General features: G+C 43.3%; 14 protein-coding genes. 7 read left to right on the forward strand and 7 right to left on the reverse strand.

Translation table 11 applies throughout. The annotated features are described in order from the left end of the window. Positions 1–50 precede the first annotated feature (50 nt). The 5 genes from ACT3TU_RS02115 to rpmI all read right to left on the reverse strand — a co-directional run bounded on the left by ACT3TU_RS02115 (position 51) and on the right by rpmI (position 5,237). Positions 51–350, reverse strand: coding sequence for an integration host factor subunit alpha (locus ACT3TU_RS02115; RefSeq protein WP_192523950.1), 300 nt, complete (start codon positions 348–350; stop codon positions 51–53). 247 nt (positions 351–597) lie between these two features. Further along, complete coding sequence (gene pheT, locus ACT3TU_RS02120; protein ID WP_192523949.1) at positions 598–3,024, reverse strand: phenylalanine--tRNA ligase subunit beta; 2,427 nt, start codon at positions 3,022–3,024, stop codon at positions 598–600. A gap of 68 nt (positions 3,025–3,092) precedes the next feature. Further along, positions 3,093–4,148 carry a phenylalanine--tRNA ligase subunit alpha gene (pheS, locus tag ACT3TU_RS02125; RefSeq protein WP_192523948.1) on the reverse strand — a complete coding sequence of 352 codons (1,056 nt, stop codon included), beginning with the start codon at positions 4,146–4,148 and terminating at the stop codon, positions 3,093–3,095. A gap of 343 nt (positions 4,149–4,491) precedes the next feature. Further along, positions 4,492–4,848 (reverse strand): 50S ribosomal protein L20, encoded by a 357-nt coding sequence (gene rplT / locus ACT3TU_RS02130; protein WP_011281252.1) that lies wholly within the window; start codon positions 4,846–4,848, stop codon positions 4,492–4,494. Between the two features lie 191 nt (positions 4,849–5,039). Further along, complete coding sequence (rpmI, locus tag ACT3TU_RS02135) at positions 5,040–5,237, reverse strand: 50S ribosomal protein L35 (protein WP_192523947.1); 198 nt, start codon at positions 5,235–5,237, stop codon at positions 5,040–5,042. Between the two features lie 410 nt (positions 5,238–5,647). On the opposite strand from rpmI, the gene ACT3TU_RS02140 reads away from it, so the two are divergent. The 7 genes from ACT3TU_RS02140 to ACT3TU_RS02170 all read left to right on the forward strand — a co-directional run bounded on the left by ACT3TU_RS02140 (position 5,648) and on the right by ACT3TU_RS02170 (position 12,069). Continuing rightward, a complete protein-coding gene (locus ACT3TU_RS02140) occupies positions 5,648–6,091 on the forward strand; it encodes a thioesterase family protein (protein ID WP_192523946.1) in 444 nt (147 codons plus the stop codon). Positions 6,092–6,220: 129 nt separating this feature from the next. Beyond that, on the forward strand, positions 6,221–7,096 hold the full coding sequence (hisI, locus tag ACT3TU_RS02145; protein WP_192523952.1) for a phosphoribosyl-AMP cyclohydrolase: 876 nt from the start codon (positions 6,221–6,223) through the stop codon (positions 7,094–7,096). A 240-nt stretch (positions 7,097–7,336) separates the two neighbouring features. Further along, entirely contained in the window at positions 7,337–7,609 is a 273-nt protein-coding gene (tatA, locus tag ACT3TU_RS02150; RefSeq protein WP_192523945.1) for a Sec-independent protein translocase subunit TatA, read from the forward strand. A gap of 35 nt (positions 7,610–7,644) precedes the next feature. After that, a complete protein-coding gene (gene tatB / locus ACT3TU_RS02155; protein ID WP_192523944.1) occupies positions 7,645–8,325 on the forward strand; it encodes a Sec-independent protein translocase protein TatB in 681 nt (226 codons plus the stop codon). Further along, complete coding sequence (gene tatC / locus ACT3TU_RS02160) at positions 8,325–9,194, forward strand: twin-arginine translocase subunit TatC (RefSeq protein WP_192523943.1); 870 nt, start codon at positions 8,325–8,327, stop codon at positions 9,192–9,194. The genes tatB and tatC overlap by 1 nt, the downstream gene beginning before the upstream one ends. 262 nt (positions 9,195–9,456) lie before the next feature. Next, the gene (locus ACT3TU_RS02165; protein ID WP_192523942.1) at positions 9,457–10,956 is read left to right on the forward strand and encodes a UvrD-helicase domain-containing protein; all 1,500 of its coding nucleotides are present in this window, start codon (positions 9,457–9,459) and stop codon (positions 10,954–10,956) included. A 60-nt stretch (positions 10,957–11,016) separates the two neighbouring features. Then, the gene (locus ACT3TU_RS02170) at positions 11,017–12,069 is read left to right on the forward strand and encodes a tRNA dihydrouridine synthase (protein ID WP_192523941.1); all 1,053 of its coding nucleotides are present in this window, start codon (positions 11,017–11,019) and stop codon (positions 12,067–12,069) included. A 70-nt stretch (positions 12,070–12,139) separates the two neighbouring features. On the opposite strand, the gene ACT3TU_RS02175 is transcribed toward ACT3TU_RS02170, so the two are convergent. Beyond that, positions 12,140–12,565 carry an MAPEG family protein gene (locus ACT3TU_RS02175; RefSeq protein WP_192523940.1) on the reverse strand — a complete coding sequence of 142 codons (426 nt, stop codon included), beginning with the start codon at positions 12,563–12,565 and terminating at the stop codon, positions 12,140–12,142. Between the two features lie 14 nt (positions 12,566–12,579). After that, the gene (locus tag ACT3TU_RS02180; RefSeq protein WP_192523939.1) at positions 12,580–12,993 is read right to left on the reverse strand and encodes an OsmC family protein; all 414 of its coding nucleotides are present in this window, start codon (positions 12,991–12,993) and stop codon (positions 12,580–12,582) included. Positions 12,994–13,025: the final 32 nt, after the last annotated feature.

Consider the following 13,025-nt stretch of genomic DNA (forward strand, 5'->3'; position numbering starts at 1 on the left):
TACAAACTATGCAAGCTTGATGCAGTTAATCATATTTTGTGGATTTATTATTAACTATCAAATAACCGCTCATCTACCTGTTGACGAAATTTTTGTCCCGTTTTAAAGGTGACCACGCGACGTGCGGAAACAGCGACTGGCTCTCCAGTTTTGGGGTTACGCCCAGGACGGCTATTTTTATCTTTAAGCTCAAAGTTGCCAAAGCCTGAAAGCTTGACCTCTTTGCCATCAATCAAGCTATCTGACAGTTCATCAAAAAAGTTCTCTACTAAACAGCGGCCTTCTTGACGCGTCAAGTGAAGATGACTCATTAAATGCTCAATCATGTCAGATTTGGTTAAGGTGCTCACAGTACGACTCCTATGCTATGTCGTGATGTCGAATATCATGGTTTAGCGGTATGAGGGTTAATGTTGGCTATTATAAAGGTTTTCTGCCATGTTTTTAACACAGTCTGCATGAAAATCCTTTATTAATAACCACTTAACGTATTCTATAAATAACGGTTTTTATAATTAGCAACTGTTATGAATAGCAATGCCCTATAGCCCCAATAATCAAAAGGCTACAGAGCATTGTCATTCTTAATAGTAATTTTTAGCTATCACGCAACTGTACTGAGTGCTGTTCGGTTAGCGCTTGCACTACCTTGTCAGTAGCCGTTTTTACAGTATCATCAGATAGAGTCTGCATTTTATCCTGCCAAATTAAGGCAAAGGCTAAAGAACGTTGACCATCTGGTACTTTGTCGCCTTGATAGACATCAAATAACCATAGATCTCTCAATAGCGCGCCTGCCGCTGTGCGTATTGTCGATTCTAAGGTCTGTAAACTGATGTCGCTATCCACTAAGATGGCGATATCACGACGTACTTGCGGGAATTTACTTGGTGTGGTGATCTCGTACTGCTCACGAGCGAGGGTTAGCAATGGTGCCAAAGACAGTTGCGCGACCCACGTAGCAGGTAAGTCTAATTGTTTGGCGGTACTCGGATGTAATTGCCCTAACCAACCGATATATTGGTCATCAATATACAGCTTGGCGCTTTGTCCAGGATGCAAGAAGGCAAGCGCGCTACGCTCGTAGCGGATACGGGCGCTATCTATTTGCGCGGGTAATAATTGCTCAATATCGTGCTTAAGATCGTAAAAATCTAACGCACGGTTTTGATAAGCTTGTTCGTCCCAAACTTCACCGACCGCCACTAAAGCGATACTGGGTGTTTGTACTAAGTCACTAACACTATGACCGACGAAGCTTAGACCGGTTTCAAAGAAACGCACCCGTGATTGTTGACGATTGAGGTTATACTGCACACAAGGCAGTAAGCTCGATAGTAACGTACGGCGCATCACCGCCAAATCGCTAGAGATTGGATTGGCCAGTGCCAACACTTCACCTAGTGCGTCATCATCAAGTAAGGCTTCTAACTTTGCATCGCTAAAGCTAAAGCTAATCGCTTCCATATAGCCATTATCGACCAGCGCCAGCTTCATCTCGTGCGTCAAATCTGCGGTATCGTCATAATCCATGCTGACTTGCAAATGCGGCAATACGCTTGGGATATTGTCATAGCCATAGATACGCGCAATCTCTTCGATTAAATCCTCTTTGATACTCATATCAAAGCGATAAGATGGCGGTGTGCAAATCAGGCTACCCGCTTGCTGCTCTACCTCAAACCCTAATTGGGTTAAGATACGCACCATAACCGCTGGCTCAATCTCAATACCGATGACATCACGAACCTTAGTAATTGGTAAGTTAATTGGCGCACGAGCTGGCAGATGCTCGCTACTTTCAGCTTTTACTATTTGACCGGCTTGACTAGCTGTGACGCTAGTAATTAAATCACGAGCGCGTGCCAGTGCTAGCGCTGGCAACTCAAAATCGACCCCGCGCTCAAAACGTTGTGAAGCATCGGTATGCAAACCAAAACGGCGGGCGCGTGCAGCAATAGCTAGCTGATTAAAAAAGGCACTTTCTAAGACAATATTGGTGGTGCTATCGGTAACGCTACTACGCTGACCACCCATGATACCAGCAAGCGCTAGCGCACCTTTATCATCAGCAATGACTAATTCATCGCCAGTTAAGGTAATGGTTTGCTCATTTAATAAGGCAATAGTTTCCTCAGGCTGGGCCAAACGCACCACTATATCACCCTCGATAGTATCCGCATCAAACGCATGTAGCGGTTGACCCAACTCCATCAATACATAGTTGGTCACATCGACCAAAAAGTTATGCGAACGCAGTCCTGACTGTACGAGCGCATCTTGCATCCATTTTGGTGTCTCAATGCTACGATCAATATGACTGATTGATTGCAGTAAATAACGCGGACAAGCTTCGACTGCGTTTACGGTTACTGCGGGCGTAGTAATCGCAGTAACGTTATCAGTGTCCGCTACGTTGTCTGCAATTTCTGGCATTTGCACCGGCAAATCATTAATGACGGATATCTCGCGGGCAATACCGCGTACGCTAAAGCAGTCACCACGGTTTGGGGTGATGGAGATATCTAGGATTTGATTATCCAAACCCAAATACTCACGAATATTCATGCCAATTGGCGCATCAGCTGGCAATTCAAGCAGGCCATCAATGCTATCGGTTAAATCAATCTCAGAGGCACCGCATAGCATGCCGTTTGAATCTACACCACGTAGATTACCGTTCTTAATTTCAAAGCCCGCTTTACCATTACTGACATCATCACTTGGTAACACAGCACCAACAGTCGCAACGGGCGCTTTCATACCGACAGTGACATTAGGTGCGCCGCAAACGATTTGTAATGGCTCAGCTGCACCAATATTCACCTGCGTGACGCGCAGTTTATCGGCATCTGGATGTGGCTCAATACTGATCACTTCACCGACAACCACACCGCTAAAATCACGGGCAACCGCATAGCGATCGTCAATCTCAAGTCCTGCCATCGTTAACTGTTCGGCCAATTGTTCACTGGTATTACTAGGATTCACCCATTGACGTAGCCACTGTTCGCTAATTTTCATAAATATCTCGGATCAGAATTTCATAATAAAGATTTTGGAGTAAAGGTAGGCCTATTAATAACGACAATCTAGCCAAACTGCTTTAAGAAGCGCACGTCATTTTGAAAAAACAAACGTAAATCATCGATGCCGTAATACAACATTGCAAAGCGCTCAATCCCCATCCCAAAAGCAAAGCCAGTATATTTTTCGGCATCAATACCGCAGTTGGTCAGCACTTGTGGATGCACCATACCGCAGCCCATAACTTCAAGCCATTTACCATTATCATCTAGGATATCTACTTCAGCAGAAGGCTCGGTAAACGGGAAGAATGATGGGCGGAAACGCACGGTTAGCTCTTTGGCAAAAAACGCTTCTAAGAATTCACTAATCAAACCTTTTAGCTCAGCAAAGGTGCTCGATTCTGTGACCATCAGCCCTTCTAGTTGGTGAAACATTGGCGAATGGGTTTGATCTGAGTCGTTACGATAAACGCGACCGGGACAAATAATACGAATCGGCGGCTCATTTTTTTCCATGGTGCGAATTTGCACCGGACTGGTATGAGTGCGTAGCAGATAGTGCGCATCAAAGTAGAAAGTATCGTGCATGGCACGTGCTGGGTGATGCGAGGGAATATTGAGCGCTTCAAAGTTATAGTAATCGCTCTCAACTTCAGGACCAGTTGCCACATTAAAACCCGCTTGCACAAAATACTGCTGCATACGCTGGGTAATCATCGTCACTGGATGCAAATGGCCTTTTTGACCACCGCGAGCAGGTAAAGTGATATCAATACTTTCCGCTGCAAGCTTGGCATTTAATGCTGCTACTTCTAGCTGCTGCTGACGAGTTGTTAAGGTTTCTTGAATACGGCTACGAACTTGATGTAACCAGCCACCATAGGTTTTTTTATCATCAGCATCAAGTTTACCCATCTGCTTTGACCAGCCAGTTAATGGGCTTTTTTTGCCAGTCAGTTGCACACGCAAGTCTTGTAGCGTACGCGCATCGGTTACCTGAAGAATCAAAGCTTCAGCAGCACTAGCAAATTCAGTCAGTTGAGTTTCATTAAGCTCGCTTAGCTCTGTGGACAAGGTCGGTAGCGCCGACAAATCGGTGGTGGCAGCAGGGGTAGTCATAAGACGCATTCTTCCTGATTTAAACGGACTATTAATTACAGTAATTTGTAATTGTAGGGATTTGACCAAATATTGCAAACCATTTACCGATTCATTTTAAAATAAAAGCTAATCATATGAATGGCTTGAATATTTAGACAATTAGAAAAGCCGTTTGCAAAAACATGTATTCAGCTTTCATGCTCAAAACTGGCAGTAAGATAATGTTATATAAAAAAAGCCACCGACCAGCGGTAGCTTTTATTAATATCGACCTATTAATTAATATTATCTCTATCCATATAGATAATTGCTTATGGACAATCATTTAACAAGCAACATACCTAAATAGAATGGTTAATATTTATGCTAGTTCCGCTTTTGCTTTTTCAACCAATGCAGTGAAAGTCGCTGCATCATGCATAGCGATGTCAGCAAGTACGCGACGATCGATTGCGATGTTAGCTTTTTTCATGCCATTGATAAAGCGGCTATAGCTTAAGCCGTTTAAGCGTGCACCAGCATTGATACGTGCAATCCAAAGACGACGGAAAGTACGTTTTTTGTTGCGACGGTCACGATAAGCATATTGACCAGCTTTGGTCACTGCTTGTACCGCTACGCGGTAAACACGTGAACGGGCACCGTAGTAGCCTTTTGCGCGCTTTAGGATTTTTTTGTGACGACGATTCGCCTGTACACCACGTTTTACACGAGCCATAAATTACTCCAAGATTTCTTTAATTACTGTTAAACGAATCACGATGTCATTGAATAAATAGAATAATAGACATCGTTATCAGATTGCAAAGTCAGGTATTTTTAATTCAGTCGCTATTAATTAAAACAGTTCTTAATTAAAACAGTTCTTAATTAAACAGCGCTTAATTAAAGATAAACGACGATAGTCGACTAGAGGTATGGGCACATGCGACGAACTGCTGCTTCGTCAGATTTGTCCACCATCTTTAGGCCGCGCAACTGGCGAATACGCTTAGCTGATTTCTTGGTCAAGATATGGCTTTTGAAGGCTTGCTTACGCTTAAAGCCGTTCGCTGTTTTTTTGAAGCGTTTAGCTGCACCGCTTCTGGTTTTCATCTTAACTTTCATGATGACTTGCCTCTTTGTCTTTGATAGAACCTGGTCGTCAAATAGTCAATAACGAATAGTAGCTTTAAAAACAAGCACTAAACGGCTATTTGCCTCGAGGTGGGAGGCGCTATTTTAGCAGATAGTGCGCTGTTTTGCCAAGGAAAGTTTTTACCCCGCCCTAGTAGACAATCACTGAAAATGAAAATCATAAAACACCTCGCAATCTTTGCGCTCAAAACATTAATAAAACTGCAAATTTCCTGCCAAACCGATTGAATGTCCGCTTAAGCTGTGCTTAAGTAGAGACTGAATATTGCTATATTTTCAGCAACACTCTAACGAGCTATAAAATAACGTCGTTTATTACCTTTTTTAATCTCTATAGTAATGTATAGCACTTATCGTCTACCCTTAGCTTAGGAGACAAGGTGTCAAAAAAAGAGTTAGACTTTGACAACGACCTATTTGTCTTTGAGACGTTGATGCGTGTGCGTCACACCGAAATCGACACAGGTCAGCATTTAATGCTCGAATCATTGGTAGCGTTGCTCACTGAGGCGCGGTTGAGGTTTTTGCACTCGAGAGGTGTTCAAGATATCAACTCGGACTATCAAGGTTTGATTATTGATGAGTTACAGCTGAATATTAGCGGCCGTGTGCGGGTGCGTGAAGAGCTGTTATTTGAGGTAGGCGTTGAGCCGCGGTATGATAATGGCGGCAATATACTGATACGAGTGACACGTATGCATACTGGTGAAACGGTGGCTAAAGCAAAGCAGCATTTTATCAATTACGACTTTCGTCTTAATAAAATTAGCACCCTTGATAACAGCATTAAAAAAGCACTATACCCCCATCTATTTAGGATTTGATTTTTTCTTAAAACACTGTTTTCGTTTAAATAACTTTTTCACTTAATAAATAATTTTCTCCCTTAAATAGTATTACTAGTAACTCGTTACCTTTTTATTCCCATTTACTTATAAGACGACAGATACATGATGACTTTACCTGCTTGGCTAACTGCCGTAAATTTTAATGCTGATGGCTTAATTCCTGCAATTGCCCAAGATAATGAGTCTGGGCGTATTTTGATGATGGCTTGGATGAATGCCGAATCATTACAGTTGACGGCACAAACTCAAACAGCGGTTTATTTTTCGCGTTCGCGTGCCAAATTATGGCATAAGGGTGAGTCATCAGGGCATACTCAGCGAGTGCATGATATTCGTTTGGATTGCGACGCCGATGTGATTGTGCTTAGCGTCACTCAAGCAGGTGGTATCGCTTGTCATACCGGCCGTGAGTCTTGTTTTTATCAGCGTTTGGATTTGTCTGGGCAAACACCTAAATGGCAAACAGTCGATAAAGTATTAAAAGATCCTGCAGATATCTATAAATCTGATGCAGGTCTCAGCACTACACACCAAGACACCGCTGTTGATACAAAGACTGATATTGCTGATGGAGTTGATAACGCTGCTAATATTATGGGGAACTCGAATAACCAAGGTAAAGCTGCGATTCACTCTATTTTGCAGCAACTTGATACCGTATTGGCAGAGCGTAAACAAGCCGATGCCGACAGCTCTTATGTGGCAAGCTTATACGCCAAAGGGCTCAATAAGATACTAGAAAAAGTGGGTGAAGAAAGTACAGAAAGTATCATCGCTGCCAAAGATTTTGCCCATTGCGATGAGAGTAGAGACAAGGAGCAATATGATGAGGCGCGTCACGAGCTTATTTATGAAGTGGCCGATGTCTGGTTTCATACCTTGGTTGGCTTGGCATGGTTTGATATAGAATCAGATGCCGTGTTAAACGAGCTAGGACGACGCTTTGGTTTATCAGGTATCGATGAAAAGGCTGCTCGATAGTTTTTATAATTTTGATAGTCTCAGTCATGTGGGCAGTGGTTATAAACCACTGCCCTGTTTGATTATTGTTGCATTACCCTTTTTATAGTCAGTGCGAGTTATAATGTTCTTATAATCTGATGCTGTGCCATTTGACGTGATGCGTCTGTAGTTTTATTCAAAACATTCTTTCACATATCAATGGCTAAGTTCTCTCAAAATATTTTGTAGACATAAAAAACAAAACATAAGGATAGCATTATGGGTAGTTTTTCTATTACGCATTGGCTGATTTTATTGGTCGTCGTCGTTGTGGTATTTGGCACCTCTAAACTAAGAAATGCGGGCAAAGATTTGGGCGGCGCCGTCAAAGGCTTTAAAGAAGCCGTTAAAGACGAAAATACTGAACATGCTAAAAAACATGTTGTTCTTGACCATGACGGCAATGCGCGCCCAACAGACCCTCAGGCAACCAGAAAGGTTGATGAGGCTGACATCAACTCTAGCGCAACCGATGACAATCATAAGGTTTGATGTGTGCTGTACTTAAATAGTGATATTTAACCATTATGTTTGATATTGGATTCTCTGAGTTACTACTCTTTGGCGTTATTGCTTTAATTGTTTTGGGGCCAGAAAAGCTGCCCCAAGCAGCACGTACCGCTGGGCAATGGTATGCCAAGATTCGCCGTACGGTTTCTACTTTACAGTCTGAAATAGAAGCTGAGCTCGACCTGGCTGAAACTCGGCAACAAATGCAAAAAGAGCTGGCCAAAATCCGTCAGACCGAGGCGGATATGAGACGTGAAATGGCAGAAATGCGCGGTAATATAAAAGAATTTGAGTACTCTCAAAACCAACATTTAAAGGCAACACATAATGCAGTGGTCGATGATAAACAAGACAAAAGTGTTGATATTGAAAGCCAGCAAAGCAGCATTCAACCAGCCACGCCAAAAGAATTTGACTACCGCTATGAAAAAAACGAACAAAATGACAAGTCAGAAGTATCCGGCGATAGTTTAAAAGCTGACGCCAATGATACCAATGACACTATAGATCAAGTCACTCAAACCATCAGCACCAAGCCGTGGGAAAACATGTGGTTCCGTCTGGGCGCTTATGATAAAGCGCGTCGTCTACCTGCGCCGCCATACCTACCAAATTATAAAGCCGATATTTTGTTAAACAACCATTTAGACAGTCATTTAAACACACAGGCTGCTGCCCATGAGCAGGAGACTGACTAATGGATTTATTTAAACGCAAAAAATCGCGCCAAGAAAAAGTCGCTGACACAGGTGTAGAAGACACCAATGCATCGACTGATCAAAAAGACTCCGGAGACATCCTAAGCTCATTGGCCGATATGCCCATTACCGAGCATTTGATCGAGTTACGCCGCCATCTCATTAGAATATGCGTTGCTATATTAGTGATATTTTTGGCGTTAGTCGGATTTTCACGCGAGTTATACAATTTTTTATCGGATCCCTTGGTTGCGCAGCTGCCCGCCAATTCAACGATGATTGCCACAGACATTACCTCAAACTTTATGGCGCCTATTCGCCTGACTGTATTTGTCGCCGCATTTTTTGCTATGCCCTATATTTTGTATCAAATTTGGTCTTTTGTGGCACCCGGTTTGTATAAAAAAGAGAAAAAAATCGCCATTCCAGTACTGCTCTCCTCTATCTTTTTATTTTATGCTGGCGTGGCTTTTGCCTATTTTATAGTGCTTAAAGGCGTTCTAAAATTCTTTATCATGTTTGCGCCGCAGAATGTTCTGCCGATGACTGATATAGACAGTTATCTGAGCTTTGCACTCAAGTTATTTATGGTTTTTGGGCTGACTTTTGAGATTCCAGTCGTCACTTTACTATTGATATTGGTCGGTATCGTCTCCATTCAGAGCCTAGAGGATAAACGTCGTTATATTATTGTCGGCTGTTTTGCCGTTGCTGCTGTGGTCACTCCGCCTGATGGGGTATCGATGCTGATGCTAGCGATTCCCATGTGGTTATTGTTTGAGCTGGGGTTGTTTTTAGCAAAAGTCTTGATTAAAGAAGAGCGCAGCCCTGCTTTAACAAACGACACAGAATTAAATAAAGAATATTGAATTATGTCACTCGTTAGGCACTTATATAAAAGATACTTGTGCAAAAAACAGCCAATTCGTTAATCTGTTAATATAAATGCCTTATTGGCCAAATTATTCTCAGTTAATTTATCTTTATTATTGTCGCTTACGACGACCAGCACTTCATAGTGACAACGATTCATAACGACAACGATAATTACTCATCAGCCATTGTCTATGCAGTGGCTTTTTTTACCCCCATTATTTTTGATCATACTCTAGTCTTTTAGGTAGCTTTGTTATGTCCGCATCTATGCCAGCTTATATGAGCGATCCCACTGATGAGCAGCTGAACGCCCTTAATATGGCGATGGATCACAAGTCATTTAAAGTGGTCGCCTATGCCGGTGCCGGTAAAACGACGACGTTAAAACTGATTGGCGAACGCCTGCGCGGACGCGGTTTGTATTTAGCCTTTAATAAAGCAATCGCCAATGATGCGCGGCAGAAATTCCCAGGTCACGTTGACTGTCGCACCTTTCATTCGCTTGCTTATCGTCATGTTGCCCGTGATATCACCGCAAAACTGTCCTTGCCGCGTTTTTCACCCAAACGTCTTGGCGACGATTTGGGCTTGCAACCGGTACAAGTACGCAGACAGATGGATGGAGTAAATAAATACATTACTCTCACGCCAGCACGGCTAGCGCGATTCGTTAGCGATGCAGTGAGCAATTTTTGTAGTACCCACGCCAGTTATCCCGCACCAAGGCATATATTATTCCCAAGCTGGCTTGATGACTCAGATGCTGAGCAGCTGCGTGAGATGCTCTACCCTGCTGTAGAACAGCGTTGGCTACAGTCGATTGATGCGCGCCATCCTGCTGGTATCGGTCATGATATTTACTTAAAACTTTGGGCATTGTCCAAACCAAGTATCCCCGCGGACTTTATCTTATTTGATGAAGCGCAAGATGCGGACCCATTAATGATGGGGATTTTGACTCAGCAACCGAAACAAGTTATCTACGTAGGCGATGCGCATCAGCAAATTTATGAATGGCGCGGCGCAGTCAATGCGATGAAAAAGCTACCATTGCCGCAGACTTTATTGACTCAATCCTTTCGCTTTGGCGAACCGATTGCCGAAATTGCCAACACGCTACTTAAAGCATTACAAGAAGATGTACCGTTAAAAGGCAATCCAAACAAGCATTCTTCTACTGAAAAAGGCATGGTTCACAGTAAAAAAGATGCCATCCTTTGCCGCACCAATGCTGCGGCAATGTCACAATTATTAACTGGTCTAAAATTAGGTCACCGCGTAGCACTACAGGCCGATACCGATCGTATGCTTAAATTCTGTCAGGCAGCAGAAAACTTAAAAAATGGTAAATCCGCTTACGGTGTCCCTGAGCTGGCCTATTTTTATAACTGGGGTGATGTACAAGAATACTCTGAGACCAGCGAAGGCAGCGACTTAAAAACGCTAGTGAAGTTGGTCGATGACCATGGCACCAATGTATTGAGCCAAGCAGTCAACAGCTTAACCAGTATCGAAAATGCTGATTACGTCATCTCAACTGCGCATAAAGCCAAAGGGCTTGAATGGGGCAAAGTACAACTCGATGATGATTTTTATTATGATGTGACCACCAGTGCGGTAAAAATTAGCCCAGAAGAGCTGCGTTTGCTCTATGTTGCTTGTACGCGTGCGCAAAGCAATTTGGATATTCACAATATCAAAGACTTGATATCAGGATTACAGACGGGGAAAAAGGTCATTTTTGGCAACTCTTAGCTTTTTCACTTCCTTACTTTGATAATTCCTTAAAAGGAATAAAAAAATGAACAGCAAGCAATGAATAATAACCAACCATCTAGTTCGTTTAGTACGTTGTCACAACAACTTCAAATACGTCAAACAACCATACAACAGTTATTTGCTAATCCCGTTCGCCTACTTGCACCGATGGAAGGCTTAACTGATCCATTAATGCGGCAAATCCTAACTCAAATTGCGGCAGATTTAGGTCGTCCTTATGATTGGTCGGTCAGCGAGTTTATTCGTGTCACCCAGCATGTCTTGCCAGCCCATGTGTTTTATAAATACGTGCCCGAGCTGCATCATGAGGCCAAGACAGCATCGGGTACGCCGATTCATATTCAGCTACTCGGTAGCGAAGCGCAGCTGATGGCAGAAAACGCCGCTTACGCTTGCGAGCTTGGTGCGCCGGCAATTGACATCAATTTTGGTTGTCCTGCCAAAACCGTCAATAATCATCGTGGTGGTTCAATTTTGCTTGATGAGCCAGAAGTGATGTATGAAATCATCAATGCCGTACGCCAAGCCGTTCCTGCTCATATCCCCGTGTCAGCAAAAATTCGTTTGGGTTATACCGATAGCAGCCGTATGGACGATATTCGTGATGCGATTGCTGCTAGCGGCGCCGATTGGCTGACCATTCACGCACGGACCAAAACCCAAGGCTATAAGCCGCCTGCTTATTGGGATAAAATTCAAAACTTTAATACCTTAGCTATTCCAGTGATTGCCAATGGTGAGATATGGAATAGCGAGGACGCGCAAAACTGTATGGCGCAGGCAGGTACGACGCATTTAATGTTAGGTCGCGGTGCCGTTACCCGTCCCGACTTGATTACACAAATGGATAATGACAATCGTCAAAATCTGGATAAGACAGCGACACTGGTATGGCAGGATCTGATTGCTCATCAGATTAAGTTTCTAGAAGGTGCAGCGAAAAGTGATGTGGTGTTAGTCGGACGCTATAAGCAGTGGCTTGGTATGCTGACCAAGGGTTATAGCGAGGCGCAACTATTATGGGAAGGTATCAAACGAGAAAAAAACAAAGCAGTAATTATAAACGCGCTGCAAACCAGCGTACGCTAATAATCACTGCTTTTATACAACTATGAGTTCAATAAAGCTCGCCATATTAAAGGCTCAAAGAAGCAACAAGCTAAAAACTGACCCGAATGGCTAAATAAAATAGCATTAAGCAGCACGCAATAGATAACCCCCAAAGAATCGAGCGAAACGTTGCTAAGTTGGCAATATATGCGGCGCAATATCCAACACGAATCAGTACATATAGCCAGGCGACGGTGTTGATAATCAACTGCGGCACAAAGAACAACATGGCCACCACTACCGCTGCTAAAAATACCGGTAAAGTTTCATAACTGTTCTGCTGAGCCGCATTCGCACGCGCAGCGGCTCCCGTCGTATGTTGCAAAAAATCACGCGGATGCGCATTGTCAGCCAAATTAAAACCGCCAAAGACTTTTGCGATCAACGCCATCGCTAATGGTAACAAACTCGCCACCACCATCGCCCAAATGGCTGCTGCTGCAGTATCAGGAATTAAGCCAAAAAATACATTCATTAGTTTGTTCGCCCCTACCCTGCGATCATTTCAAAGTCGTGAGTGACATTCACCCCGCCCTGTACCAACATCCGGCTGGCTGAGCAATATTTTTCTGCTGATAAGTGAATAGCCTTTTCAACTTGCTTGTCTTTGATATCTTGACCGGTCACGATGAAGTGCATATGAATGTCGGTATAAACCGCTGGAACAGTTTCGGCACGTTGGGCAGTCAGCTCACAGCGCACGTCTGTCACTGCTTGGCGCGACTTTTGTAAAATTGCAACCACATCATAACTGGCACAACCACCTAGTCCTAATAAAATCAGCTCCATTGGGCTGGCGCCTTTTTCTTTATCGGCATCGATTTGGACGTTATGCCCTGACGGCGACACACCCATAAACGCTTTATTCTCTTGCCACGTAACGCTAGCTTTTGACTCTGACATCTTAAATGGTCCTTATTTTAGTTGGCGCGTTG

Origin of the sequence: Psychrobacter sp. AOP3-A1-26 (assembly GCF_052378235.1) — a bacterium.
Taxonomy (GTDB): domain Bacteria; phylum Pseudomonadota; class Gammaproteobacteria; order Pseudomonadales; family Moraxellaceae; genus Psychrobacter.

Bases quoted from the DNA above. Each gene is read 5' to 3' on its own strand.
- pheT (WP_192523949.1), bottom strand. From the start codon at position 3,024: ATGAAAATTAGCGAACAGTGGCTACGTCAATGGGTGAATCCTAGTAAT.
- pheS (WP_192523948.1), bottom strand. From the start codon at position 4,148: ATGACTACCCCTGCTGCCACCACCGATTTGTCGGCGCTACCGACCTTG.
- rplT (WP_011281252.1), bottom strand. From the start codon at position 4,848: ATGGCTCGTGTAAAACGTGGTGTACAGGCGAATCGTCGTCACAAAAAA.
- rpmI (WP_192523947.1), bottom strand. From the start codon at position 5,237: ATGAAAGTTAAGATGAAAACCAGAAGCGGTGCAGCTAAACGCTTCAAA.
- hisI (WP_192523952.1), top strand. From the start codon at position 6,221: ATGACTTTACCTGCTTGGCTAACTGCCGTAAATTTTAATGCTGATGGC.
- tatA (WP_192523945.1), top strand. From the start codon at position 7,337: ATGGGTAGTTTTTCTATTACGCATTGGCTGATTTTATTGGTCGTCGTC.
- tatB (WP_192523944.1), top strand. From the start codon at position 7,645: ATGTTTGATATTGGATTCTCTGAGTTACTACTCTTTGGCGTTATTGCT.
- tatC (WP_192523943.1), top strand. From the start codon at position 8,325: ATGGATTTATTTAAACGCAAAAAATCGCGCCAAGAAAAAGTCGCTGAC.
- ACT3TU_RS02165 (WP_192523942.1), top strand. From the start codon at position 9,457: ATGTCCGCATCTATGCCAGCTTATATGAGCGATCCCACTGATGAGCAG.
- ACT3TU_RS02170 (WP_192523941.1), top strand. From the start codon at position 11,017: ATGAATAATAACCAACCATCTAGTTCGTTTAGTACGTTGTCACAACAA.
- ACT3TU_RS02175 (WP_192523940.1), bottom strand. From the start codon at position 12,565: ATGAATGTATTTTTTGGCTTAATTCCTGATACTGCAGCAGCAGCCATT.
- ACT3TU_RS02180 (WP_192523939.1), bottom strand. From the start codon at position 12,993: ATGTCAGAGTCAAAAGCTAGCGTTACGTGGCAAGAGAATAAAGCGTTT.